We start from the raw sequence: 24,059 nt of genomic DNA, 5'->3' as shown, positions 1-24,059 counted from the left end.
GTTCATACTTTTAACTCTATTAATACCTTTGTAAGGGTAAACCTTCTTTTGGTTTAGGAAACAGCCATTCTATTTGTTCTACATCTTCAGCAGATAATTCCCATCCCAATGCTTCTAAATTACTTTTTATGTGAGTTATATCTTTTGCCTTCGGGATTGCCACAAGCCCATCTTTTCTGAGAATCCAGTTTAAAGCTAATTGGTAGGCGGTTTTCTCGTATTTGGCAGCCATTTCATCTAGTGCTATCCGCTCTTTTGATCCTGGTTGCGGGAATCCCTGATTACCAAAAAACATTGGTGCATAACCAAAAGGAGAATAGGCCATAACAGTAATCCCTTTCGCCTGGCAGTAAGGAAGGACATTGTTTTCAATCCGCCGGTCATTTAAATGATAGCCCACTTGGTTGCATGCGAGCAAACGGTTACCCAACTCCGCCTGGGCTTCATCAATTAACTCCGGAGTAAAATTGCTCACTCCGATATATTTTACTAGTCCTTTATCTACTAGGTAAGCCATCGCTCGCATTACTTCCTCTACCTCATGTTGCGCACTCGGCCAATGCTGCAGGTATAAGTCAATATAAGTGGTCTTTAGCCTTTCTAAGCTTGCCTCAGCGGCTTCAATCACACCTTGATAGGAGCAATTTTTCGCAGACACCTTTGTCGTTAGAAAAATATCCTTCCTGCAGTCTTGAATGGCCTCACCGACAATCCGTTCCGCACCACCCTTGGCATACTCCTCAGCCGTATCAATCAAAGTCATTCCATTTTCTATTCCGAATCTTAATGCTTTGATTTCTTCCTTTGCTTCATGCTTATTTTCTCCATATTTCCAAGTGCCCTGACCTAGAACTGGAATGTTAACCTCAGTTTTTCCTAGTTTTTGATAAATCATGAGAAGCCACGATCACCTCTTTCTCCTGCCATAATCGCTTCAGCAAAACTTCATTTTCATCAAACTCCAAAAGAAAGACATCCGGATTACTAAGCTTTTGCCATTGTACAAAACCAAAATCAGACTGATAGTTTTTCAGTAGTAAAGACATCAAATTCCCATGTGTGACGATGAGGGTATTTTCAACTTCACCATTTAATACCTCTTCAACCACACTTACAACCCTCGCCATTGCTTCACGGGTCGACTCGCCTCCATCAAATGTTAACTCCAAATCATTGTAGGTGGCTTGTAGTTTTTCCAGCCAATCCTCCAATACCTTTGTACTCAAGATTCGCTCAGTTAACCGTTCATCCGTTTCCACTTCGATTTGTTTCAATTCAGCCAGCGGATTCACGGAATAAATCGCTCGTATAAATGGACTGGAAACAATTCGGTTGATTTCAATTTCCGAAAAAAATTCCACTAACTCAGATGCCTGCTGGACGCCTTTATCCGTTAAGCGAGCCTCCCTTGGCTGCCCTTCCGCCTCACAATGCCTGACCACATAAATCCTTCGAGCCATCCATTCCTCCCCCCAAACTCTACTTTCTAATTGCTCTTATTTTTTCATCAAGAACTTCAAAGGTCTTTCTGAGTCTCTCTTTGGGAACAGCCGCAAATCGATCGCCTATATTCACCTCGAAGTAGCATTCCTCCGCGTGGGTTTCTCGTAAATAGCTGGTCAATCCTAGCCCTGTTTCCTCATATACAGCTAAAAGAATCGGCTCCAGTTCTTGTTTGGAAACATGTACATGCACATGGAACATATTAGAAACCGGTATTGCCGGCTTGGTTTCGACTGCCTGGCATTGATTATAAAGTGCTGCCAGCTCCTTCGCTTCCTCAAAATACTGGGCCATTTTAGGAATCCTTTGATCAAAATAATAATCGGCACTGATTAAGTAAGGGTAAAGACTTATTAAATCCCCTCCATGGCGTCTTTTCCACACTTTTGATTCCTCTGTAAAGGCATTTTCACCTGCAAGAATGGCTCCAGCAATGCCTCCAATCCCCTTATAAAAAGAGACATACACACTATCAAAAAGAGAACATATTTCCTCAGCCGACTTTTGATAGTAAGGAATAATTTCGAAGAGTCTTGCCCCATCTAGATGCAATTTGATGCCTTTTTCACGACAGTAAGCTGATATCTCCTCAAGTGTTCGATAATCCGGCAATTGACCGCCAATCTCACGCTGTGGTAATTCTAGCAATAAACAAGCAATATCCTCATCCATACCAACGACATCATCCAAACTAATAACTCTACTTTTATCTGCCAGCAATACAGGCTCGATATGATGCAATTCCTTTAAACCATCTTCTTCATGGATTTCTAAATGACTCAATGGATGATAAGCAACCTTTTTGACACCCTTTTGATCACACCAAATCCGTAAGGCAATTTGCTGCGCCATCGTTCCACTTGGGAAAAACACAGCCGCTTCTTTCCCTAAATATTCTGCTATTTTCGCTTGGAAATCCTCGATGATCTTGCCTTTCCCATACATATCACTTTCCAAATCCCCATCCACATTCGCAAAAGCCTCTTTTAGGACCTGAATGTCTCGATTTCCGTGACCAGGTAATTGATATTCCGTCTCTTTAAATGCATCTAATAATGTCTTATTTTCATTCATAGTCAACGTCCTTCCCTACTTTTTCCCCATGTATAAAATACACTCACTTAAACTAATACAAACATATGAAGCACAAAGGCTGCAAGGAAAATCATCGCCGATATAAGGTGGAATTTCCTCCTGAACCCTGAAGCCTTTTTATGACGCAAATACCCGGCAGCGAGAGTAATACCCAGGAATACCAACGCCAGGTATCCACTTAACAATTTCACATGATTGAACCCCAGTATTCGACTAAACTCATATAGGTTGATCCATACGTGTCCCAAGATGATCGTTGTTGCTAACAAAGCAATTTTAATATGCCATTTCATTAAGTATCGGGAAAACTTTGCAAGGCGTATTTTCACCTTACGGATGGATGTATTTCTGATAACTAGAAATATGAAATACATGTTGATATTAATCAAAAACAAAATGACACCCAACTGTGCTAATGTTTGACCTGTTACAACTAATGTACTATCATGCGGGCGGAATAACCATATATACACAACCGATAGAACAATTAATAAAATGTTGGCTACCGTCCAGATACGGTGATACATGAAAGTGCCTCACTCCTTTCGCTTACTATCCTAATCGATAAATTAAAAATCGTTCATTCGGATTCTTTTCATAAACATACGGCAGAACCACTTCCTCGATCCATTCAAAAGCTGTTTCCTTTTCTAAAAAGTAAATATAATCTTCCGCTGGATAATATAAAACCAGCTCGATTTCCCGTGGTGATTGTTCATAGGAACGCAAAATATTATTAATAATCTTTCTAAATACTTGAACAGAAAAAGGGTTAAAGAAGTAAAATCGATTGTCTTCTTGCTGCACTTCGTACTCTTCTGCTAAACAGCAAAGAAAGTGAACCTTTTCCCTACTAGTCTTTTTCGAATATGTTTTTTGATTTTGAACTGCAGCCTGATAGAGCTCATTATCCATTTCCACCCCTACCACCGAAGCACCGAAGAAATAGTGGATATAAAAATTAAGACGTCCTTTTCCACAGCCAAAGTCCACAATATGATCTTGGTTATTTAACTTATATTTTTCAAATAACACCTCAAGTGCACTATAAGGTGTCGGTTCATACCGATGATAGTGCAAAGATTTATGAAATCCCTGCTGTACCTCTTTTGTTTTTATGTTTAGTAATTTATCATAATAATGTTCCTTCATGGCTGTCTCCTACCTATTAAAAAACTCAATAAAATCAAACCTCTTTTCATATTATCCCATATCAAAGAAGGAAAAAGGAGAACCATGTAGAAATGTAGAATAAATCGGATTACTATGGAGCTGACGCCCTTTTGAAAATAAAAAAAATCTTAAATAATAATGCTGTTGTGGTTTCTGATAACAATGAAGAGAAAATTGCTATCGGGGCAGGCATCGCTTTTCAAAAGAAAAGAAATGACATTATTAATCCAAATAAAATTGAAAAGCTATTCATCATGAAAGAAAACGAGAAATTTCAGCAGCTACTGCTTAAAATTCCTGAGGAACATTTTGCCCTCGCTGAGGAAATCATCACATATGCAGAGGAAGCTCTTGGGTCCAAATTAAATGACCATGTCCACATTGCCCTTACCGATCACTTATCCTTTGCAATTGAAAGGGTGGTTCAAGGCATCCAGTTGAAAAACAAACTGTTCCATGAAATAAAGACGCTCTATAGAAAAGAGTTTGATATCGGAATGTGGGCCATCAAACATATTGAGAATAGGACCACTATCAAAATGCCTGTTGATGAGGCAGCCTATTTGGCACTTCACATTCATACAGCTAAACTGCATGGTGGAGATATGAAGCAAACACTGCGGCAAACGGCGATTATTGGCGAAATGATACATGCGATTAAAGCGTGTCTTCACGTATCCATTGAGGAGGAAGACCTATCGTATCAACGATTACTGACCCATCTCCGTTTTACACTTTCTAGAAGCAGCCATTCTGGGCAGCCCGTAATGGACGATGAAATGCTGACCATGATCAAAAAGAAGTTCGCAGTCTCCTATCAATGTGCAAAAAACGTCGCGAAGCTTCTCACAGAACAATACAGCATCCACCTTCCCGAACACGAACTGGGATACATCACTATTCATATCGAGAGATTACGAACTTTATAATGACAAAAAAACGCTTAGACCATTCGTACGTCTAAGCGTTTTCTCATACCATATGATTATTATTTCTTGCGAATCTTCATGATTTCATCCGCTACGAACTGGACATTTGTTCCTACGATGACTTGAATGCTTTGTTTTCCAACGATATTAATCCCTGGAACACCGGTTGCCTTAATTTTCTTTTGGTCCACAACATCCATGTCTTTTACTTCTAATCGTAAGCGTGTTACACAGTTATCGACAGAAACCACATTGGCGTCGCCGCCCAATCCTTCATAAATCTGTGCTGCCATTACTGCAAATTTACTTTCACCTGTAGCAACACTCACTTCGCCAGCTTCAGCCTCGTCATCATCTTCCTCACGACCAGGAGTCATTAAGTTGAACTTAACGATAATGAATCGGAATAAGAAGTAGTAGATTACCGCAAATACGAGACCTTGAACTAGTAACATATATGGCTGATTGGCAATTGGTATTCTTAAGCTTAGCACAAAGTCGACTAGACCCGCACTAAAGCCGAAACCAGCTGTCCAATGGAACGCTGCTGCAATGGCTAATGACAGACCTGTCAAAATCGCATGTACAAGGTAAAGCATTGGTGCAACAAACATAAAGGCAAATTCAATTGGTTCCGTTACACCTGTAAAGAAGGCTGCGAAGCCCGCAGCTAACATCAAGGAAGCTACTTGTTTTTTCTTCTTTGTTTTTGCTGTATGAACCATTGCTAACGCAGCAGCTGGAAGGCCAAACATCATAACAGGGAAGAATCCTGCTTGGTACATGCCTGTTACGCCTTTTTCCCCTTTACTTGCCCAGAAGTTCCCAATGTCATTGATACCAGCCACATCAAACCAGAACACCGAGTTTAATGCATGGTGTAAGCCTGTTGGGATTAATAGACGGTTGAAGAAACCGTATAGGCCGGCACCAAGCGCACCTAATTTTGAAATTCCTTCACCGAAAGAAACTAATCCAGTGAAAATGACTGGCCATACGAAAAATAATACAGCTGAAACCACTAACATCGAAACCGCCGTCATAATTGGCACTAATCGCTTGCCGCTAAAGAATGCCAATGCATCCGGTAATTTCACATGACTGAAACGATTGAACATCGTTGACGCGACAATACCTGAAAGAATCCCTACAAACGCATTTCCAATTTTTCCAAACGCAGGGTCTACCTTTGCTGGATCAATGCCTTGTAATAAAGCCACTGTATTGGTTGAAAGCAAGGTAGTAACAACTAGATAGGCGACCAAACCACTCAGCGCAGCCGACCCATCTTTTTCCTTTGCCATCCCAAGTGCTACCCCAACTGCAAATAGGATTGGGATATTATCAATAATCGACGCCCCTGCTTTAATTAAGAAAGCGGCGAGCGCACTGTCTGCTCCCCAGCCAGTAGGGTCAATCCAGTAACCGATACCCATTAAAATCGCAGCAGCTGGTAATACAGCTACCGGCAGCATCAAGGAACGACCAATTCTCTGTAAATATTTCTTCATTATCTAACCTCCTCTTAAAATGACGACCTACTAACAAAACAACAATCATACAAAATACGAACTAAAAATAAAATAATTTCCTAAAAAAATGCAAAATAGCCGCTGTTTTGTCAGTCTACTCTCCCCACCATCACCTCCTTTAAGTCTCATAAATAATAACGGTTTCCCCTTTAATGCCTTTTTTCTCTTGTGTAAAACGGTACTGTTTGCCATTTTCATTACTATTTGTAATAACAATAGGTGTTATGATACTTTTTGCCCGTTTTTTTATCGTATCCAAATCAAATTCCATCAACAGCTGACCGGTAGATACTTTATCCCCCACATTGACCGCAATCGTAAATCCTTCCCCGTTTAAAGATACCGTTTCGAGACCGACATGAATGAGAATTTCGGTTCCATCTACCGCACGAATACCAATCGCATGCTTAGTCTCTGCAATGAGAATGACGCTCCCCTTTACAGGCGAAAAAACTTTTCCCGCTTCAGGGATCATAGCGATGCCCTCACCCATCATCTTTTGACTAAAAACCGGATCTGGAACCTCGCTCAGCGGAAGGATTTCTCCATTTACAGGTGCATAAATAGAATCTTTCTCCTTTTTAAATATGTTGAATCTCATCTTCTTTACTCCTTTTTTTCTTGGTTAAATGTCCATCTAACCCTATTATTATCTTACGGTCTTGTATTAACTCCTAGTACTAAAAAAAGCGGAAGCGCCTTGGTCAGCCCCGACAGGCAAATGTTCTTCTGCAAGAAAAGTCGCTCTTTGACTTTTATTGCAGAAGGTTATTTGACCCGAGCTGTAACAATCATCGCTTTATCAAGCCATGATTGTTACAAGATACTCAAGGTAGATTATTCTGGGTGAAAACTGGCTAGGCGCTGGAACTGGACAATTCTCGAAGTCGAGTTTTATACTTTCTGAGTAAAATAAAAAAGGCATGGAGGCATAATAAAAGGACATGAAAATGCCTTTCATTTTACCACCATGCCTGATCGTATCAGTAACATGTGATCATTATTAATAATAACCCTATCATATCATTTTTCTGCAAGATTACAATATGTAAGCGCAAACATTTTCTTAACGCTATGATTTTTTCAATAACTCATGGATGATTTTTTCACAGATTTCATGTGTTTTAAGCGCATCTTGTGCAGAAATCCCTGGGGTCGCATTTGTTTGTACCGATTGGACAAAATCTGCTACCATCTGTTCAAACCCACGTCTTAATAAGGTTGGCTCCCAGTCGCTGCTCCGAACATCAACTGTTTCCATATTCTTTAAAATAGTCAATTTGGACACATTGTGGACTGTTCTTTTTTCAAGCGGCCCCATCACCTCGGCTATTTCCTCGTTCGTCCCATTATCCCGATTCATGATGCCAATGGCCGACCTGCCGTCACTAGCAATGAATTGAACCACTATATGATAAAGAGCGTCTTCAACCATTCTTCCGTTGACAATCAAATCTTTAATGGGGTACGGAAATAGATATCTCATTGTATCTACTACATGAATAAAATCATCATAAATAAACGTCCGCGGTTCTCCTGGTAAACTATTTCTGTTCTTCTGAACCACGACCATATTTGGCTCCTGCACTTCTTTTAATTTTGTATAAGAAGGTGCATATCTCCGGTTAAACCCCGTCATAAGAATGAGTCCCTTTTCCTCCGCCAGCTCGATAAGCCTTTTCGCTCCATCATAGTGATCGGAAATAGGCTTATCAACAAACACATGAATACCACGTGTTAAGAGTGCCTCCACAATTTCCTCATGGGAAGCGGTAGAGGAGTGAACAAATGCCCCGCTAATGCCACTCTTCATTAAGGACTCCATGTCAGAATGAAGATGTTCAAACCGATACTTGCTGCCAATGGACCTTAGCTTCTCTTGATTTCTTGTATAAAAGTGAAACTCAATCTCTTCCATGCCGCTATAGACCGGCAGATATGCTTTTTGCGCAATATCCCCTAGACCAATGACACCTAATTTAAGCATTTTGTTCCCCCTTCAAACTTAATCCCGGTATTGTATAGCTAGTCCTTTTAAGAAGTTTCTAGCGTATTTGTCACCGCACTCTTTATAATTTTTATGGCCTACTTTTCTTAATAAAGCACTTAATTCACCTTTTGTGATCGTAATCCCTGCACTATCAAATATATCAATCATATCTTCACTAGTTAAGGTTAGTGCTATTTTCAATTTCTTTAAAAGGATATTATTCACACTTTCCTTAGAGAATTGCGGTCTATCAGGTTGGCCGGGTTTTGGCTCTTGCTTGCCTCGCTTAAAGGTAATAAGGCCATTTAAAAATGACTCAAACATCTTATTATTGCACTTTATTACGTCTTCCTCATTGTCTTCCTCATTGTCTTCCTCATACTCTACATCATCATTTGATTTTGTAAGGATTTTAAGGACTTCCTCTTTTGTAACTTCAACGCCACCAAGCTTAAAAATCTCAACCATATCTGTATTCTTTATATCCAAAGCATATCTTAATCGTATTAATATATCATTATTTTCCATTTAGAATAGAACCCTCCATACTTCTTCTACTTTCTCACAAGCCATGCACAGCACTCGACGTGCGTCGTCATTGGGAACATATCAACCGGTTGGACTTCTACTGTCCTGTAGCCTCCGTCTTCTAAAATCCGCAGATCCCTTGCTAACGTTCCTGGGTTGCAAGATACGTAGACAACCTTCTTCGGCTTCATTTCAATAATCGTTTGCAGTAATGCTTCATCGCAGCCTTTGCGCGGTGGATCCACTACTAAAACATCGGCCGTATTTCCTTCCTTGTACCATTTTGGAATCACAACCTCTGCTTCTCCGGCAGCAAATTCTGCGTTCGTTATTTCATTCAATTCCGCATTTCGCTTCGCATCTTCAATCGCCTCAGGAACCACTTCTACACCAAATACTTTTTTGGCCTTTTGTGCTAAAAATAAAGAAATCGTTCCAATGCCACAATAGGCATCAATGACATTTTCTTCTCCACTTAGATTCGCATATTCCAATGCTTTGTCATACAAGACCTTTGTTTGTACAGGGTTTACCTGGTAAAACGATAGAGCTGATATCGCAAACTTTACATCACCAATATAATCATAGATGACCTCGTTCCCCCATAAAACACTGGTTTTTTCCCCCATGATCACATTGGTTCGTTTGGAATTTACATTGTGAACGATTGATTTTAACTTAGGCAATCGAGCGACCATTTCCTCAACCAGCCGATTTTTCTGTGGCAGGTCCGTGGTTCTTGTAATGATGACAACCATGAGTTCTTCCGTTTGTTTACCATAGCGAGCCATAATATGCCTAATTACACCTTTATGGCTTTCTTCCTGGTAGGCAGGAATACCAAGCTCGCTGCAAATTTCCTTTACAACCTGGACCGCTTCATTCACCTCAGGTAACTGAATCAAGCTTTCATTGGTATCAACAATTTCATGGCTTCTTGGCTTAAAAAATCCAGCAATCAGTTTACCATCTTTCTCTCCGACTGGTACCTGTGCTTTGTTGCGGTAGTGGAACGGTTCTTCCATCCCTAGAATCGGATGTACGACCACATCCTCTAATTTGCCGATCCGAGTGAGTACTTGCCGAACTTGATTTTCTTTATATTTCAGCTGCCCTTCATAGCTAATGTGCTCAAGCTGACAGCCGCCGTATTTATGTTTTTCATCACTGGAAATTTCGACACGGTACGGACTTTTTTCATATAGCTCGATTAACCGGCCTATTCCATATCCTTTACCGGTCTTAATTACCTTAATCTTCGCTTTTTCACCAGGTAGACCATTGGGGATGAATAACGGATAACCCTCAACCTTTGCAACTCCGGCTCCGTCATGGGTTATATCTTCAAAAATGACATCTATATAATCGTTCTTATTTACCGGTACTGTTCTGCTCATTTGCTTCGTCCTTTGCTCCGTTTTTGACTAGAAGAATTGTATCACATTCTGAGGAAGAATACGAAACAAGGCCCCATGCGAGATGAGTTTTATGCTAAAATTTTCCTATAGCGTTATTTGTTTTGAGAGGAGCCACTATGAAAAAAAGAAATTGGCTTTACCTTTGCTTGATTGTTCTATTATTTACAGCAGGCTGGTATGGATATCAAACTGCGACTGACGATACCTATGAAGGCATGTCTATCATTCCTGAAGAGCATAAGGATATCCCCTTATACCCCGGATTAGAACCAACAAGAAGTGAGTATGTGATGGAAGGCGATTCTTGGCGGGAGGTTTTTGCATTTTATGAAAAACAGCTGCCAAAGCATGGTTGGACGTTAACTTTAAAGGGCTCCGCACTTGATGATAAGGACCCAGATAACGATTGGTCGGGAGCGTATTCAGAGTGGACCAAAAAAGGGGTCAATTTATGGGTTTCTGCAAGCTACAATCAAGGGGACAAGCAAACAGAAGTCATGTTCGATCAAAGACCTATTCTACATTCTGCCACTTGGATTGAGCATGCACCTGAAAGCCTATGCATTCATGCTGAGGCGTTAAGGTCAGACTGTGAGAAGGTTACTGACCCTGATGAAATAAAGGCCATTATTCATTTTATTAACAATGCATATGATTCAAAAGAAAAAGCACCGGCTCAAAAAAATGAAGGTAGAATAGATATTGGAACCTTTGATGTGTACTTCAATTATAAAAAGAATGAGGAGATTATTCTTTGGTCAGAGAAGGGGACAAAAACAATAAAACCCGAGCCGGAGTTTTTGGCACTTTTGAAGATTTCATCCTAAGACTTTGATCTTTATCGACTTTATGAAAGACAGTTATTTTCTTATTCTCTTATATTTTGTCCTTCATCGGTCTTATGAAAGACAGTTTTTTTCATATTCTCTTATATTTTGTCCTTCATCGGCCATATGAAGGACATTTCTTCTCATATTCTCTTATGTTTTGTCCTTCATCGGCTTTATGAAGGACATTTCTTTCCGTATTCTCTTATTTTTGTCGTTCATCGGATTTTCTTTCTTAACAAATACCAAAAAGACGCCCTTCTCAGGACGCCCAACTATCTGTTATTCCTTCATCGCAGCTACTTTCTCTTTTACCTCTTCAATATTCTTCATTTTGTTATCCCAGCACTTTTGGCTTAAGTCGACTGGGTATTCTTCTGGGTTCATAATCCGTTTGTATTCTTCCCATAGTGAATCTAAATTCGACTTCAAGTAATCACGGGATTCTTCCAAACACGGAAGCTCATACACAAGCTCGCCATCAACGAAAATATCTTCATGAAGTGGTTTCGCCGTAAAGTTTGTAACCACCTTATTAATGAACGTATGAGTGGGGTGGAACATTCTTAGACGCTTTTCAGGAAGTTTCTCATCCTCCATCGCAATATAATCACCCTCTGCATGGTGATTCGTATTATTAATAATGCGATAGATTTTTTTCAGGCCTGGAGTAGTTACTTTCTCCGGATTAGAGGAAATTTTAATCGTATCCTCCAGCTCCCCCTTGTCATTTTCAATACAAACGATTTTATAAACAGCACCAAGTGCAGCTTGATCATAGGCAGTAATTAGCTTTGTACCAATTCCCCAGCTATCAATTTTTGCACCCTGCGCCTTCAAGTTAATAATCGTATACTCATCTAAATCGCTGGAGGCGTAAATTTTTGCATTCTTAAATCCAGCTTCATCCAATAACTTACGTGCTTCTTTAGAAAGATACGCAAGGTCTCCGCTATCTAAGCGAATCCCAATAAAGTTAATTTGATCTCCCATCTCTTTTGCCACTTTAATCGCATTCGGCACGCCGAGACGGAGTGTATCATACGTATCAGCTAAGAAAACACAATCTTTATGTGACTCCGCATACTTACGAAATGCTGTATATTCATCTTTATATGCTTGAACCATAGAATGAGCATGGGTACCAGCGACTGGAATCCCAAACAATTTCCCTGCTCTCACGTTACTTGTTGCTTCGAAACCTGCAAGGTAAGCCGCTCTCGTTCCCCAAATAGCTGCGTCCATCTCCTGGGCACGTCTTGTCCCAAATTCCATTGCAACCTCATTGCCCACAACTTGTTTGATTCTTGTAGCTTTCGTCGCAATTAATGTTTGGTAATTCACAATGTTGAGCAAAGCTGTTTCAATTAACTGTGCTTCAGCCAAAGGCGCTTCTACTCGTAAAATCGGCTCATTGCCAAAAACGAGTTCGCCCTCTTTCATGCCACGTATGGTTCCAGTGAACCTTATATTTTTTAGATATTCAAGAAAATCTTCCTGATAACCTACTTCATTTTTTAAGTACTCAAGGTCGTCTTCCGTAAAGTGGAATTTTCGAATGTACTGAATGACCTTTTCAAGACCAGCGAAAACAGCATAGCCATTCCCAAACGGTAGCTTGCGGAAAAATAATTCGAAGACCGCACGTTTATTATGTATACCATCTCTCCAATATGTCTCTGTCATATTAATCTGGTAAAGATCGGTATGAAGAGTATAACTATCATCTTGATAAATGTGTTTCATAATCGCCCTCCGAAATACTATTACAGATTCTCACTATTACAAACAATAATATCATTAATTAGACTATTTCACCATAGCACCAAGCGATTGTTCAAAGTGTCCTAGTGCCCATTCATGTCCTGCTTGATTAAATGAGGCAACAGCGTCCTTGTAAACAACGATTTTGAAACCTTTATTATACGCATCTACCGCCGTGTGCAGCACACAAATATCCGTACAAACCCCCACCAAATGAACCTCCGTAATGTCACGCTCCCTTAGTTTGATTTCCAAGTCTGTACCAGCGAAGGCGGAGTACCTTGTTTTATCCATAAAAATAACATTTTCTTGGCCCTTACTTTTCTCATATTCATCCTTTAATGCTCCAAATAAGTCTCTTCCAGATGTACCGCGAAGATTATGCGGTGGGAATAATTTGGTTTCCGGATGGTATTCATCCCCCTGGTCATGGACATCAATAGCAAAGACCACGTAATCACCATTCTCAATAAACTCGTTCGTTAGTTGAGTGATTTTCTCCTCGATGACCTGACCTGGTTTTCCACACGTTAGCGCCCCACTATCTGCAACAAAGTCAACTGTATAGTCAATGTTGATCAATGCCTTCATATCCCCACACCCCTTATTTGTCTTGACTGTTGTCTATTACCCCATTATATACCTTAATTCTAGAGCTAATCCGGTTTTTCCTCCTATATAAACCTCCACGTTACGAAAAAAAGCTCGCTCCATATGGAACGAACTTCTTGTTAGCTATATCTTTTACCCGGCTCCCAATCTGTCGGTCTGTCTAGCGGGCGAATATGGTCAAGTGGCACAAACACTTCTAAATGGCGGTATAGGTTTTCAAACTCTGCTGGAAGCAGTCCGCCAAATTCTCCGTCTAAATTTAACTGCACCCTATCATCGGAATACACTTTAATGCGATTTGCCTGTGTGTAAATGACATTGGGGTCATTCACATGCTCCCCGCGGACGGCTAAAGTTGATATCCGAATAAACTCTGCTAAATTGACCTTTTTCAAAATTAATAATGAAAACAGTCCATCATTAATAGAGGCATCAGGCGCAAGCTTTTCAAATCCTCCAATGGAATTCGTCAAGCCAACAAGAAACATCATGGCTTCTCCTTCGAACAGCTTCCCATCATATTCAAGCTTTAAATGTGAGGATTTAATTGAAGGAATCATTTCCATTCCTTTTAGGTAGTAGGCAAGCTGACCAAGCATTGTTTTTAATTTGCTAGGGACCTCATATGTAAGCTCAGTAAGCCTTCCGCCACCTGCGATATTTATAAAATACTTTTCATTAATACGACCAATATCGACGGGTATTAATTCCCCTTTTGTGATTATGTCGACAGCGGCTCCAATATCCCTTGGAATTTGAAGCGCACGGGCAAAATCATTCGTTGTTCCAGCTGGAATAATACCTAATTTCGGACGATACTCCTGCTCAGCTAAGCCGTTAACCACTTCATGAATGGTTCCATCTCCACCAGCAGCAATGACTATGTCATACTTGCGCTCGACAGCTATGCGCGCCGCATTTGTTGCATCGCCTGCTCCGGTTGTGGCATGACATGAGGCCTCATAGCCAGCCGCCTCTAATTTCATAAGTATCTCCGGCAACTGACGCTTAATCAACTCACGTCCTGAAGTTGGATTATAAATTAGTCTTGCTCTTTTCATCATCATCATCCTAATTTTTTAAATAACAACGACTCTGTCAATTCTATATTCTACCAATTATTATCCTCGCTTACAAACATAACGCGAGGCCATAAGTACTATTCTCTCTCCAGAGTCCACCTTCTATCATAATCTTTTTATTTTTTTTTGCAAAAAATAAGATGATGTTTCCTACTAATTGCTATTTAGACTTACATTATACGCATTAACTATATTGATACGGTGTTTGCCTTCTCCTGCTTGATAAACCGCATTTTTCAACACAGATGAATTCTCTATGCCTTCAGAAGAAGCCGTATCCTCCGATACCTTCCATTCGCCATCCTTTCCGCGAACATCTTCGACTCCAACTGCCGCTACCTTCAAATCACTATTTTTCGCAACATCGACCATAACCGATGAAGCACTCTCAATATTCCAATCATTTGCGAGCGTCCTAGGCTTTAACGTAAGCTCGTTGCCGTTACCGATCACCTCAAGCTTCACATCACTTGGTACAAGAAGCGTTGCCGCAATATTCCCTTGTACATCAAACGGCCCCACCTCATTTGGCAAGGTCTTCACATTCAGATATAACGTATCGCCTCTTTTGTTTGCTGAAATCAAATCTTCTGCTGTTTTTAACAGCTTATCCTTCTTCGCTGTTTGAACCCGATACGTACCAAACATAGAAACCTCTTTTTCTTCTGTCGCCTCAATCGTCATATCATAGCCTACAGTTCTGACTACCACTCGTTTGATACTATCATCCATTTGATAGGAATATGCAGGAAGCTCAAACGACCGCTCTTCCCTCGCAATTAATTCCTCCACCTTGTCCATCAGACCAGTCGAGCTAATAACGGCAAACGCTATTCCCGTCGTCCCCATCAGTCCCACAAAGAAAATACTAAGAAAATCATATTTTAACATCGGCTTTTCTTGCCGTGACAAAAATAAATAGAGTAAAATTTCGACACCTAACACGATTAATAAAATCGGCCACCACGCGCTCATCACCTGAACCATACTAAACCCAAGAAACCTTGAAAAAAAGAGGAAAAGACCAAGAAATAGGAGCGAACCTCCCATTGAAAATGTACCTACACGCCAGGTTCTCATGCCTCATCCTCCTTTCCTTTTCTAAAAAGGAACCCAATTCCGGCTCCGATTAGGACCACCCCTGTTATCGTTTTTCCCCACTTACTCATGGCTTTCTACCTCCCGCTTCTTTTTACTACCAGATAATAGCTTGATTCCCCCTCCGATTAATAACAGACAAACAAGACCTGTCTGGAAATACGGCTGGAAGTAACCTTGAACCCAGTACATCACATCAATATCCAATAGTCTTGAGAACACGGGTGAGAAGGCTGGAAGCAAGACGTTCATCACTAAATAGTACACTCCCATGATCACAAGCCCAATACCCACCCATTTTTGGTGATTAAGGAAATAGGCAATGATCGGCACATCTTCAATCGTTTCCTCACCGTACCTAGATGCTTTTTGCAGTCCATCAAAAAAGCTGTAAAACCAAATAATCGGTATTAAAAACAAGAAGATTCCTAATCGTAAAACATCTAAAATATATATGGAAAATAAAAACGCAGCCATTAACTGAATCCCTCTGCGCTGTAGGCCTAAATAGAGGTGGCCGGCTCCAGGGAAGATAGAAAGAAAGGTCGCAATGGATTTACTCTTCTTTCCGTCTTCTTTCCTCATTTCAAAGTCCTCTAAAATACTTCTATCTATTAGCTCCTCACCACGTTGCTTTTTATTGACCTGTTGGACAGCATCGAAAAATCCGTACACCCAGATAATCGGCAAACCTGCTAAGAACACCATAAACTCGCCACGATTAGACATAGCTGTTACAAAAATAACCATGACGGCAAGACCCAAAAACGCCGCTAAAAGGGTCAAGCCTCTATTCATCAGACCAATCTGCAAGTGCCCCAGACCTGGGACAAAAGACAAGACAATTGTATAAAACCGTTCGGAGTCTTGATTTTGGCTATCATCCGGATTAGCGGCCTTTAATGCCGCCTTATGTTTTGAAATCTGCAGTCCCATATCTATAAAGCTAATAATGTAGAAGACAGCCCCTCCTAAAAAGGCTAAGAAGGCTTCTCCTCCTGCATAATTCATTGCACCAATCAGTGTTGCAAATGCTGCTATACCAACTGCAATAAGATAAAATAAGCCACGAAAAACTTTGCCGTTATAAATATGACCAAGACCAGGAATAAGATTTAATGTTAGCGCCTTTGTCGGATTTTTCATTTCTTATTTGCCTCCTTTTTTTCTAGTGAATCCATCCATGCGAATGTTTTATTCATCATCCCTTCTGTCATCGAAGGCCTTTTTTCCTGAACCTGATTTGTTTCTAATGAATTTGCATAAGTTGCAAGCGATTGGAAAGCTCCAGTAAAAGTTAACAAGATCGTCGCAGCCGCTGCCAATAAATAATGAAACGCAGCCTGCTTATAAAACGGCTTCTTCTTGTTGGATTTTTGTTCTTCCAGTTTGGTGTCAGGCACCGTACCTTGTTTCTTAGAGACTTCTGCCATTACGGCATCGGTAAAACTAGATTCATTTGATAGAATTGGGAGAGATGATTCATTTACTGTTACTGCTTGCAAGTAGACTTCAAGGCATTGGTCACATGTATAAAGATGATTTTCAAACTCTTCACGGGTCTTACCAGTGATTTCATTCCTTACATATTGCAGCCATTCATCGTAGGTGTAATGCTTCATGAAAAATCGTCCTCCTTCCAATTCTTTTTCATCCAGCTTCGGGCTCGGTACAGCTTGGTTTCAATCGTCTTCACCTGTACTTTTTGTTCCTCAGCCATTTGCTGATAGCTTTTTTCCGCAATGTAAAACCCATAAATGACTTCGCGGTAATTCTCTGGCAACTCATCAAGCCTTTTCCTAACAAGCTTGCGTTGATCATTTTCAATGATTTCTTTTTCTACACTATCCCTCGGTGTCCCTAATGCCTGTTGTTCGAGGGCATCCACAACTTCCTCTCTTCTTCTTGCCTGTTTTCGTTTTACATCTATCGCATGATTGACAGCAATTCGTGTCATCCACGTTTTAAACCCTTGATTTTCATATTGGGAGAGAGAGGTATAGATTTTCATGAACACTTCTTGTGCGGCATCTTCTGCTTCCTTTTGGTCACGAAGAACAGCAAAGACAGTCCGGAACACGTCATTGCTGTACTTCTCAACCAAAAGTCGAAAGGCATGTTCATTGCCCTCCCGCACTTTTTCTATTAATACAGTGTCGCTAATGATTCTCTCCCCCTTTCTCTCTGTTCTTTCATATCAATAGACGAAACGTATATCAAAAACCCCTACACTTTTATATAAATATTTTTTATCTTATCATGCTCTCTTGAAGACCATCATAAAAAAACGTGCGAAACGGATCGCACGCCTAAAAAGATTGCTTATTCTAATCGCAAGATACAAACATTACAGTCATGAGGAATCTCAAAAGATCCCCCCTCCGGTAAAGAGTCCGTTAATTCCTTTAATGCTTCCTTTCGAACCGATTCATCTAACCCCGTTAGCCAGGAGATCGACTCTACTCGTTCCACCCATTCTACTTTCGAAAAGCTAACAGTGTAATTTAGCTTGTAGAAGTCTCTAATTTCAAATCCTTCCTTTTTCCACTCTTCAAACCACTCAACTGGAAAGCCATTAATTCGCATTTTAGAGTCCGCTTTTGAACCAGCCGGTGTTAAACCGCTCACTACGTATTTTTCAATAACCTTTAAGGTCTTTTCCACCACATCCGGTCCTGAGAGAAATCCAGAATCAATGATAATTAATGTCCCTTTTGCTTTTAAAATCCTTTTGATTTCCTGAATAGCCTTCGGACGATCGAACCAGTGCCACGCCCTCATTACCGTCACAATATCAAACTGAGAATCTTCTAAACCTGTGGCTTCCGCTGTTCCCAGTAGATAGGGAATATTAAAATTCTTCATTTGATTCAATAAGACAGCCTGATTTAACAATTCCTGTGATGGTTCAATACCAACTACATTTGCTTTTCTCATCGCTATTTTTCTTGCAAGTACACCTGTGCCTGTTCCAAGGTCAGCGATCATTTTTCCATCAAAAAATATATTGCGCAGTTGCAAGCTTTCCATTAAAGTGACGGGAATATCTTCTCTTGATCGGGCATAGCTATAAGCAACTTGGCCAAAATCAATTTTACTCATGTTAGCTTCCCCCTCCACTTCCTAATATTGAGATATTAACAAAATAATACCATTTAAATGTGATAGAATGCTATTAGAATTAAAAATTATATGTGAGGGACTGATGCATGTGGTTTGGTTATTGCTTCTTGCTTCTTATTTAATTGGAAGTATTCCCACTGCTTTGATTGTGGGCAGACTACTCTTTGGTGTCGATATCCGGGAACTTGGAAGTAAAAATCCGGGAGCAACAAATACGTTACGGGTTCTTGGAAAAAAGTCTGCTATTTTCGTCCTTCTGATCGACCTTGCAAAGGGTGCTTTAGCAACTTATCTGCCTATATATTTTCAAGTGGATGTAGACCCCATCTATTTTGGATTACTTGCCGTGGTCGGCCATTGCTTTCCCATTTTTGCAGGGTTTAGAGGTGGCAAAGCTATTGCCACAACCGCTGGTGCATTATTAATAGCCAATCTCCCATTGTTGGTCATTGCCTATCTTTCCTTTTTTGCCATAATTTTTTTAACCAAGTATGTGTTTTTCGGATCAATTTCTGTTGGATTAAGCATGCTTGCCTATTCCTTTTATTCACCTGAATTAGATTTAGAACTCATCTTTTTATTCTTTTCATTCTTTTTAATTTATCTCCATCGGTCCAATATCCGTAATTTCATTCTTGGGATCGAACCAAAGATTAATGATAAAAATTTAAGTAAAGATCGCATTCCCCCGAAGGGCGGCGGCAATTTTAAACTATAAAAAGATGAGGCTGACTCCTATACTCTGAGTCAGCCTCATTTTCATTTTAATATTGTCGCTATTATGCTGCTTGCTACTGTTTGCCAAATGGCTGCGTCCTGCTGATAAGATGTTCTCAAGCGCTTATACATTTCCATTTGTCTTTCCTGAAAATCAACTGCATCCTTTTCAGGCAGGGCTGCACGTTCATTTTCCACAAGTGCCTGCATTTCTGGTGCTCTTGGACCCCAAACCCCCACTTCATTCCCCTCTTGGTCGATAAAAATGAAAATGGGAATGGCCCTTGATGTGCCATTTGTTAAGTATTGGTCTATTAACTCTAGATTTTGGTCTCTAAGAACAAACCGAACCTCCATCCCGCTAGCTTCAGCAATTTTGAGTAAAATTGGATTATTCAAGAGTGCATCCCCACACCAATCCTCTGATATAACGATGACTCGTAACTGCTTCTCCCTTAATTCCTCTAGCTTCTTGGTGTCTTCAGCCGATAGGGTGAAATGCTCACAAATGGATAGCATCTCTTCTTTATTACTAGTCATTGCATTAATATATTCATCCACTGTCATTCCTTTTTGAAACCAAATGTTTAAATCCATCCCAACTACACCCCTTCCGATTTTCTTATATGATAGTCGTTTTAGTCAGACGTTACAATTGAACTGCATTGAAACGTTTTCTTATGGTATTCTACAAGCACTTATTACTATTTTCATAAAGCAATAAATTAGTACTAGAAATGAATTTAATAAGTTGATAGAATATTTCATATATAGGAAATATTATTATAAGTAATTTCCAATATAATAAAGGGGGAAAAGTATGTCAAACGAGACACTACAATTAGTTTCGATTGGAATCTACATCGCCATGATGCTTTTCATCGGTTGGTATTCTTATCGAAAAACTAGCAATCTGACGGACTACATGCTCGGGGGAAGGTCTTTAGGACCTGCAGTAACCGCCTTGAGTGCTGGCGCAGCTGATATGAGTGGATGGCTATTAATGGGCTTACCAGGCGGAATTTATGTAAGCGGTTTAGCGGATGCTTGGATCGCTGTCGGTTTAACAATTGGAGCCTATTTAAACTGGTTATTGGTAGCACCTCGTCTGCGCTCCTATACGCAGGTAGCCAATGACTCTATTACAATTCCAAGTTATTTAGAAAATCGCTTTAAAGACAAAACGAAACTACTCCGCATTGTATCAGGTATCGTTATACTTATTTTCTTTACTTTCTATGTGTCTTCAGGAATGGTTTCGGGAGCAGTATTTTTTGAAAGTTCATTTGGAACAGGCTACCATACAGGTCTATATATCGTTGGTGGCGTTGTTGTTGCCTACACTTTATTTGGTGGATTCCTGGCAGTAAGTTATACAGACTTCATTCAAGGGTTAATGATGCTGATTGCGTTACTTTTAGTTCCTGCGATTGGTATTTTCCATACAGGTGGTCCAGCGGAAACGTTTGATACGATTCGTGCAATTGACCCTACCTTACTAGATTTATTTAAAGGAACTACTTTTATTGGAATTGTATCTGCAATGGCTTGGGGCCTTGGATACTTTGGACAGCCACATATCATCGTTCGGTTTATGGCCATTAAAACAATCAAAGAAACAAAAAGTGCCCGTCGCATCGGAATGGGCTGGATGATTATTTCTTTAGTTGGGACCATTCTTACTGGATTTATCGGCCTGGCATTCTTCCATAATAATGCTGATTTTTCATTAAAGAATCCAGAAGCTGTCTTTATTTCGTTAAGTCAAATCTTCTTCCATCCTTTATTTGCAGGATTTGCATTGGCCGCTATTCTGGCTGCCATCATGAGCACGATCTCTTCTCAGTTGATCGTAACCTCAAGTGCACTAGTTGAAGATTTATATAAAGTAGTAATGAACAAAAACGCGAAGGATAAACAGTTAGTTTTCTTAGGCAGAATGGCCGTGCTCCTTGTTGCTGTTGTTGCAGCTGCACTTGCTTTCCAACAAAACAACACAATTTTAGACCTTGTCGCCTATGCGTGGGCAGGTTTCGGAGCATCATTTGGTCCTATCATTCTATTAAGCTTATTCTGGAAAAAGACAACCAACTGGGGAGCCCTGTTCGGAATGATCGTCGGTGCTGTTACCGTTATCGTTTGGAAAAATGCGGACCTTGGTAAAGTCATTTTTGGCGAATCGCTTTATGAAATCGTTCCAGGCTTCGTACTTAACCTGGTTGTGGCTTACATTGTCAGCTTACTCACTTATAAGAAAAATGATGAAATCGAAAAAGAGTTCACTGAAAGTGTTCGTTTATTAAAACAATAATAGACTATTGAAAAAGCCCGGATGATTCATAATCCGGGCTTTCTTTCATTTAGCCAACTCTTTTGCTAATGTTGCCAGCTTAAGCACTGTCTTCCAGTTCCGTACGGTTGCAGGAACGCCTAGCTTTGGCAACTGAATCGCTAGCTTTGAATCACGGATGCTTTGACGAAAGAATAAATAAACTTCCCTACCGATAACTCGACATTCATCCAGTTCACTTTGAAAACCTTCTACATATTCGATGCCCTCCTGGGAAGGTTTGCTTGCCAAAAAGGCCAGTTGAACACTTTCTCCTTCGTTTAAACAATCTAACGAATAGGGGCAATCCTGAATGATCCGTGTCAATTCTTCCGCAGTCCTTAAGATAACGGGGACAGAAAATCCAAAAGTAGTTCTGATTTCTTCCTCTAATCGTTGGGTGAGTTGTGTAGCCCCCTCCTCAGATTCAAATAAAACATTCCCACTTTGAATATAAGTCTTCACCTTATGTAAACCCATGCTTTCAAGCAGCTGTCTTAATTCAGCCATTTTAATAATATTATGACCGCCTACATTAATTCCCCTTAATAGTGCAATATATATTGTCATTGAGATCCCTCTTTCCCTATTCTCTAAATCTTACCATTTTCTATTCGAACTAAACTACCAGATTGAAGGAGAAGGCAATTGATTTGTAGAAATAAAGGTACAGACATTTTATTGGAGGGATAAATAATGGTTCCACAACGAGTTAGTTTGATTACTATAGGCGCTTATGATTTACCAGCACTTCGATCTTTTTATCAGTCATTAGGATGGGAAGAAACCAGTATTAGTTCAGATACCTATGCCGTTTTTAAAACAGCCGGTGTGTTGCTTTCCTTATTTCCAATTAAGGAGCTTGCCAAGGATGCGAATATTGAAATTACACAATCGCCTGGAGCTTTTCGTGGGGTAACCTTTGCAATTAATTTGGAGGAGCCAGGGCAGGTTGACTCTGTCATTGAGGAAATCCGAAAGGCTGGAGCAAAAATTGTCAGAGAACCGAGTGATGCTTTTTGGGGCGGACGGACAGCATATTTTGCAGATCCAGAAAATAATCTTTGGGAAGTCGCTTGGAATCCTTCAGCAGTTTTCGATGAACGCGGGGCAATGATTTCTTTCTAATTTTCAAGTATGGCGCTAGGCAATTGCCTGGCATTTTTTTATTGGGATATTGTTCTTTCGTGTCAAAAAAAGCACGCTTCGACAAGTTCCCCTACGGTTCATCATCAATCAAACGTTTGGTTAATTCCACCTAAGCCCCTTTTAAACAAAGGGTTTTTTCCCGGGAAATGAAGCGAGGAATGTCGAAAAACGTTTCGACAAAAATAAGAAAAGCGAAAGCGTCTTGTTCAGCCCCGACAGGCAAATGTTCTTCGGCAAGAAAAGTCCGCCTTTTGACTTTTATTGCCGAAGGTTATTTGACCTGAGGGGCTAGGCGCTGGAGCTGGACAATTCTCGAAGCGAATTTTATACATTCTTATAATTCAAAGAAAAAGCCGGCAGACTTGATTCTAACGGGTTTACTTGTGAGGTGCAAAACTTTAAAAAGCATATATAAATTACATACTATTTCACCGACTTTTAACACAGCTAATCACATAACAATTCACATAATAGTACCACCACAACAAAACACCGCAAATTCGCGGTGTTTTCTATTTATATAAAGAAATTGTCCAATGATACATCAAGGTTTAACTAATTTAACTACAAATTGTTTAGATGTTTTACAAATAGTTATCCAATTATACTCAATGAGTTTGGTAAGAATTTTATTATAAGTTTCTAAAATACTATCAATATTATTTGCATTTATTAAGTTATAGTCAGCACTAATTGCATCAAATTCATAATGTAATTCTTTTGGTTTAATAAGCTCTGTCTCCATTTCTATTTCATCACTATCAGTTGAAATAATAATGGTCGGTGGAAAGGGATACTCATAATTTTCAATTCTTAATGTAATTGAATCAATTACATTTTTTATTTTCATTTGCTTAATTTGTTTTGTAATTATATTTACCGTTTTTTTGATAAGCTCTTCAATATCATTCTCGGTTTTTGCTTTGTTAAGATTCATTTTAAATTCTGATAAAAAATTTTTACTACTTAAAGTTTTAAATATCTTATCAGCCCTATCTAATTCACTTTCTAAGTTTTTTCTTTCTCGCTCAGATATAGATTGGTCTTTAGGTAAAGATTTATTAAAAGCATCAAAAACATTTTTTGATTTTTCCATATAACATTTCCCTTCATTTTAGGAAGATTACTTGCCCAATTAAGGATTCTATATCGATTACGGAAATTCCTTTTCTACTTATAAATACAATTTC

26 protein-coding genes are annotated in these 24,059 nt (G+C 39.8%); 5 read left to right on the top strand and 21 right to left on the bottom strand.

What is annotated here, in order from left to right; all coding sequences use genetic code 11:
- Window positions 1–19: 19 nt before the first annotated feature.
- Genes AC3A54_RS18655 through AC3A54_RS18635 form a run of 5 tightly spaced genes read right to left on the bottom strand, consistent with a single transcriptional unit; the run spans window position 20 to window position 3,750 of the window.
- Window positions 20–895, bottom strand: a complete 876-nt coding sequence (locus AC3A54_RS18655; RefSeq protein WP_487655654.1) for an aldo/keto reductase — start codon at window positions 893–895, stop codon at window positions 20–22.
- Window positions 867–1,460 (bottom strand): histidine phosphatase family protein, encoded by a 594-nt coding sequence (locus AC3A54_RS18650; RefSeq protein WP_487655653.1) that lies wholly within the window; start codon window positions 1,458–1,460, stop codon window positions 867–869. The genes AC3A54_RS18655 and AC3A54_RS18650 overlap by 29 nt, the downstream gene beginning before the upstream one ends.
- Window positions 1,461–1,479: 19 nt before the next feature.
- Window positions 1,480–2,577: a threonine aldolase family protein gene (locus tag AC3A54_RS18645; RefSeq protein ID WP_487655652.1), complete on the bottom strand. Its 1,098-nt coding sequence runs from the start codon at window positions 2,575–2,577 to the stop codon at window positions 1,480–1,482.
- Between the two features lie 47 nt (window positions 2,578–2,624).
- Window positions 2,625–3,125 (bottom strand): hypothetical protein, encoded by a 501-nt coding sequence (locus tag AC3A54_RS18640; RefSeq protein WP_487655651.1) that lies wholly within the window; start codon window positions 3,123–3,125, stop codon window positions 2,625–2,627.
- A gap of 25 nt (window positions 3,126–3,150) precedes the next feature.
- Window positions 3,151–3,750 carry a class I SAM-dependent methyltransferase gene (locus tag AC3A54_RS18635; RefSeq protein ID WP_335544512.1) on the bottom strand — a complete coding sequence of 200 codons (600 nt, stop codon included), beginning with the start codon at window positions 3,748–3,750 and terminating at the stop codon, window positions 3,151–3,153.
- Window positions 3,751–3,881: 131 nt separating this feature from the next.
- On the opposite strand from AC3A54_RS18635, the gene AC3A54_RS18630 reads away from it, so the two are divergent.
- On the top strand, window positions 3,882–4,700 hold the full coding sequence (locus AC3A54_RS18630) for a PRD domain-containing protein (RefSeq protein ID WP_487655650.1): 819 nt from the start codon (window positions 3,882–3,884) through the stop codon (window positions 4,698–4,700).
- A 59-nt stretch (window positions 4,701–4,759) separates the two neighbouring features.
- Here the strand turns inward: AC3A54_RS18630 and nagE are convergent, their stop codons facing one another.
- From nagE to rlmD, 5 genes are all read right to left on the bottom strand, one after another.
- Window positions 4,760–6,211, bottom strand: a complete 1,452-nt coding sequence (nagE, locus tag AC3A54_RS18625; RefSeq protein WP_335544510.1) for an N-acetylglucosamine-specific PTS transporter subunit IIBC — start codon at window positions 6,209–6,211, stop codon at window positions 4,760–4,762.
- Between the two features lie 139 nt (window positions 6,212–6,350).
- A complete protein-coding gene (locus AC3A54_RS18620; RefSeq protein ID WP_487655649.1) occupies window positions 6,351–6,833 on the bottom strand; it encodes a PTS sugar transporter subunit IIA in 483 nt (160 codons plus the stop codon).
- Between the two features lie 471 nt (window positions 6,834–7,304).
- Window positions 7,305–8,219, bottom strand: a complete 915-nt coding sequence (locus AC3A54_RS18615; RefSeq protein ID WP_487655648.1) for a Gfo/Idh/MocA family protein — start codon at window positions 8,217–8,219, stop codon at window positions 7,305–7,307.
- A gap of 18 nt (window positions 8,220–8,237) precedes the next feature.
- A complete protein-coding gene (locus AC3A54_RS18610; RefSeq protein WP_487655647.1) occupies window positions 8,238–8,750 on the bottom strand; it encodes a YehS family protein in 513 nt (170 codons plus the stop codon).
- Between the two features lie 26 nt (window positions 8,751–8,776).
- Window positions 8,777–10,147: a 23S rRNA (uracil(1939)-C(5))-methyltransferase RlmD gene (gene rlmD, locus AC3A54_RS18605; RefSeq protein ID WP_487655646.1), complete on the bottom strand. Its 1,371-nt coding sequence runs from the start codon at window positions 10,145–10,147 to the stop codon at window positions 8,777–8,779.
- A gap of 137 nt (window positions 10,148–10,284) precedes the next feature.
- Here rlmD and AC3A54_RS18600 point away from each other — a divergent pair, with 137 nt between their 5' ends.
- Window positions 10,285–10,995 carry a hypothetical protein gene (locus tag AC3A54_RS18600; protein WP_487655645.1) on the top strand — a complete coding sequence of 237 codons (711 nt, stop codon included), beginning with the start codon at window positions 10,285–10,287 and terminating at the stop codon, window positions 10,993–10,995.
- A 282-nt stretch (window positions 10,996–11,277) separates the two neighbouring features.
- Here AC3A54_RS18600 and AC3A54_RS18595 read toward each other — a convergent pair whose 3' ends face one another.
- The 8 genes from AC3A54_RS18595 to AC3A54_RS18560 all read right to left on the bottom strand — a co-directional run bounded on the left by AC3A54_RS18595 (window position 11,278) and on the right by AC3A54_RS18560 (window position 18,653).
- Window positions 11,278–12,741 carry a nicotinate phosphoribosyltransferase gene (locus AC3A54_RS18595; RefSeq protein WP_487655644.1) on the bottom strand — a complete coding sequence of 488 codons (1,464 nt, stop codon included), beginning with the start codon at window positions 12,739–12,741 and terminating at the stop codon, window positions 11,278–11,280.
- A gap of 63 nt (window positions 12,742–12,804) precedes the next feature.
- Window positions 12,805–13,350, bottom strand: coding sequence for a cysteine hydrolase family protein (locus AC3A54_RS18590; protein ID WP_487655643.1), 546 nt, complete (start codon window positions 13,348–13,350; stop codon window positions 12,805–12,807).
- Window positions 13,351–13,490: 140 nt separating this feature from the next.
- Entirely contained in the window at window positions 13,491–14,432 is a 942-nt protein-coding gene (locus tag AC3A54_RS18585) for a diacylglycerol kinase (protein ID WP_335532318.1), read from the bottom strand.
- A 174-nt stretch (window positions 14,433–14,606) separates the two neighbouring features.
- The gene (locus tag AC3A54_RS18580; protein ID WP_487655642.1) at window positions 14,607–15,533 is read right to left on the bottom strand and encodes a hypothetical protein; all 927 of its coding nucleotides are present in this window, start codon (window positions 15,531–15,533) and stop codon (window positions 14,607–14,609) included.
- An 81-nt stretch (window positions 15,534–15,614) separates the two neighbouring features.
- Window positions 15,615–16,697 (bottom strand): hypothetical protein, encoded by a 1,083-nt coding sequence (locus AC3A54_RS18575; RefSeq protein ID WP_487655641.1) that lies wholly within the window; start codon window positions 16,695–16,697, stop codon window positions 15,615–15,617.
- Window positions 16,694–17,173, bottom strand: a complete 480-nt coding sequence (locus tag AC3A54_RS18570) for an anti-sigma factor family protein (RefSeq protein ID WP_487655640.1) — start codon at window positions 17,171–17,173, stop codon at window positions 16,694–16,696. The genes AC3A54_RS18575 and AC3A54_RS18570 overlap by 4 nt, the downstream gene beginning before the upstream one ends.
- On the bottom strand, window positions 17,170–17,715 hold the full coding sequence (locus AC3A54_RS18565) for an RNA polymerase sigma factor (protein WP_487655719.1): 546 nt from the start codon (window positions 17,713–17,715) through the stop codon (window positions 17,170–17,172). Before AC3A54_RS18565 ends, AC3A54_RS18570 begins: the two co-directional genes overlap by 4 nt.
- 158 nt (window positions 17,716–17,873) lie before the next feature.
- A complete protein-coding gene (locus AC3A54_RS18560; protein WP_487655639.1) occupies window positions 17,874–18,653 on the bottom strand; it encodes a class I SAM-dependent methyltransferase in 780 nt (259 codons plus the stop codon).
- A 109-nt stretch (window positions 18,654–18,762) separates the two neighbouring features.
- Between AC3A54_RS18560 and plsY the strand changes: the two genes are divergently transcribed.
- Window positions 18,763–19,392 (top strand): glycerol-3-phosphate 1-O-acyltransferase PlsY, encoded by a 630-nt coding sequence (gene plsY, locus AC3A54_RS18555; RefSeq protein WP_487655718.1) that lies wholly within the window; start codon window positions 18,763–18,765, stop codon window positions 19,390–19,392.
- 41 nt (window positions 19,393–19,433) lie between these two features.
- Here plsY and AC3A54_RS18550 read toward each other — a convergent pair whose 3' ends face one another.
- Window positions 19,434–19,988, bottom strand: a complete 555-nt coding sequence (locus tag AC3A54_RS18550) for a thioredoxin family protein (RefSeq protein WP_487655638.1) — start codon at window positions 19,986–19,988, stop codon at window positions 19,434–19,436.
- Window positions 19,989–20,211: 223 nt separating this feature from the next.
- Between AC3A54_RS18550 and putP the strand changes: the two genes are divergently transcribed.
- On the top strand, window positions 20,212–21,702 hold the full coding sequence (gene putP / locus AC3A54_RS18545) for a sodium/proline symporter PutP (protein ID WP_487655637.1): 1,491 nt from the start codon (window positions 20,212–20,214) through the stop codon (window positions 21,700–21,702).
- Between the two features lie 45 nt (window positions 21,703–21,747).
- Here the strand turns inward: putP and AC3A54_RS18540 are convergent, their stop codons facing one another.
- On the bottom strand, window positions 21,748–22,290 hold the full coding sequence (locus AC3A54_RS18540) for a DUF1697 domain-containing protein (protein ID WP_487655636.1): 543 nt from the start codon (window positions 22,288–22,290) through the stop codon (window positions 21,748–21,750).
- Between the two features lie 126 nt (window positions 22,291–22,416).
- Between AC3A54_RS18540 and AC3A54_RS18535 the strand changes: the two genes are divergently transcribed.
- Window positions 22,417–22,848: a VOC family protein gene (locus AC3A54_RS18535; protein WP_487655635.1), complete on the top strand. Its 432-nt coding sequence runs from the start codon at window positions 22,417–22,419 to the stop codon at window positions 22,846–22,848.
- Window positions 22,849–23,413: 565 nt separating this feature from the next.
- Here AC3A54_RS18535 and AC3A54_RS18530 read toward each other — a convergent pair.
- Window positions 23,414–23,965 carry a hypothetical protein gene (locus tag AC3A54_RS18530; RefSeq protein ID WP_487655634.1) on the bottom strand — a complete coding sequence of 184 codons (552 nt, stop codon included), beginning with the start codon at window positions 23,963–23,965 and terminating at the stop codon, window positions 23,414–23,416.
- Between the last annotated feature and the right edge of the window lie 94 nt (window positions 23,966–24,059).

It is taken from the genome of Neobacillus sp. Soil_C_43 (assembly GCF_057656715.1).
Note: the sequence above shows the minus strand (reverse complement) of the source record. Positions and strands in the feature narration are given on the sequence as shown.

What these genes read in the sequence shown, in the direction of transcription:
- AC3A54_RS18655 (WP_487655654.1), bottom strand. Translation starts at nt 895, where the DNA reads ATGATTTATCAAAAACTAGGAAAAACTGAGGTTAACATTCCAGTTCTA.
- AC3A54_RS18650 (WP_487655653.1), bottom strand. Translation starts at nt 1,460, where the DNA reads ATGGCTCGAAGGATTTATGTGGTCAGGCATTGTGAGGCGGAAGGGCAG.
- AC3A54_RS18645 (WP_487655652.1), bottom strand. Translation starts at nt 2,577, where the DNA reads ATGAATGAAAATAAGACATTATTAGATGCATTTAAAGAGACGGAATAT.
- AC3A54_RS18640 (WP_487655651.1), bottom strand. Translation starts at nt 3,125, where the DNA reads ATGTATCACCGTATCTGGACGGTAGCCAACATTTTATTAATTGTTCTA.
- AC3A54_RS18635 (WP_335544512.1), bottom strand. Translation starts at nt 3,750, where the DNA reads ATGAAGGAACATTATTATGATAAATTACTAAACATAAAAACAAAAGAG.
- nagE (WP_335544510.1), bottom strand. Translation starts at nt 6,211, where the DNA reads ATGAAGAAATATTTACAGAGAATTGGTCGTTCCTTGATGCTGCCGGTA.
- AC3A54_RS18620 (WP_487655649.1), bottom strand. Translation starts at nt 6,833, where the DNA reads ATGAGATTCAACATATTTAAAAAGGAGAAAGATTCTATTTATGCACCT.
- AC3A54_RS18615 (WP_487655648.1), bottom strand. Translation starts at nt 8,219, where the DNA reads ATGCTTAAATTAGGTGTCATTGGTCTAGGGGATATTGCGCAAAAAGCA.
- AC3A54_RS18610 (WP_487655647.1), bottom strand. Translation starts at nt 8,750, where the DNA reads ATGGAAAATAATGATATATTAATACGATTAAGATATGCTTTGGATATA.
- rlmD (WP_487655646.1), bottom strand. Translation starts at nt 10,147, where the DNA reads ATGAGCAGAACAGTACCGGTAAATAAGAACGATTATATAGATGTCATT.
- AC3A54_RS18600 (WP_487655645.1), top strand. Translation starts at nt 10,285, where the DNA reads ATGAAAAAAAGAAATTGGCTTTACCTTTGCTTGATTGTTCTATTATTT.
- AC3A54_RS18595 (WP_487655644.1), bottom strand. Translation starts at nt 12,741, where the DNA reads ATGAAACACATTTATCAAGATGATAGTTATACTCTTCATACCGATCTT.
- AC3A54_RS18590 (WP_487655643.1), bottom strand. Translation starts at nt 13,350, where the DNA reads ATGAAGGCATTGATCAACATTGACTATACAGTTGACTTTGTTGCAGAT.
- AC3A54_RS18585 (WP_335532318.1), bottom strand. Translation starts at nt 14,432, where the DNA reads ATGAAAAGAGCAAGACTAATTTATAATCCAACTTCAGGACGTGAGTTG.
- AC3A54_RS18580 (WP_487655642.1), bottom strand. Translation starts at nt 15,533, where the DNA reads ATGAGAACCTGGCGTGTAGGTACATTTTCAATGGGAGGTTCGCTCCTA.
- AC3A54_RS18575 (WP_487655641.1), bottom strand. Translation starts at nt 16,697, where the DNA reads ATGAAAAATCCGACAAAGGCGCTAACATTAAATCTTATTCCTGGTCTT.
- AC3A54_RS18570 (WP_487655640.1), bottom strand. Translation starts at nt 17,173, where the DNA reads ATGAAGCATTACACCTACGATGAATGGCTGCAATATGTAAGGAATGAA.
- AC3A54_RS18560 (WP_487655639.1), bottom strand. Translation starts at nt 18,653, where the DNA reads ATGAGTAAAATTGATTTTGGCCAAGTTGCTTATAGCTATGCCCGATCA.
- AC3A54_RS18550 (WP_487655638.1), bottom strand. Translation starts at nt 19,988, where the DNA reads ATGGATTTAAACATTTGGTTTCAAAAAGGAATGACAGTGGATGAATAT.
- putP (WP_487655637.1), top strand. Translation starts at nt 20,212, where the DNA reads ATGTCAAACGAGACACTACAATTAGTTTCGATTGGAATCTACATCGCC.
- AC3A54_RS18540 (WP_487655636.1), bottom strand. Translation starts at nt 22,290, where the DNA reads ATGACAATATATATTGCACTATTAAGGGGAATTAATGTAGGCGGTCAT.
- AC3A54_RS18535 (WP_487655635.1), top strand. Translation starts at nt 22,417, where the DNA reads ATGGTTCCACAACGAGTTAGTTTGATTACTATAGGCGCTTATGATTTA.
- AC3A54_RS18530 (WP_487655634.1), bottom strand. Translation starts at nt 23,965, where the DNA reads ATGGAAAAATCAAAAAATGTTTTTGATGCTTTTAATAAATCTTTACCT.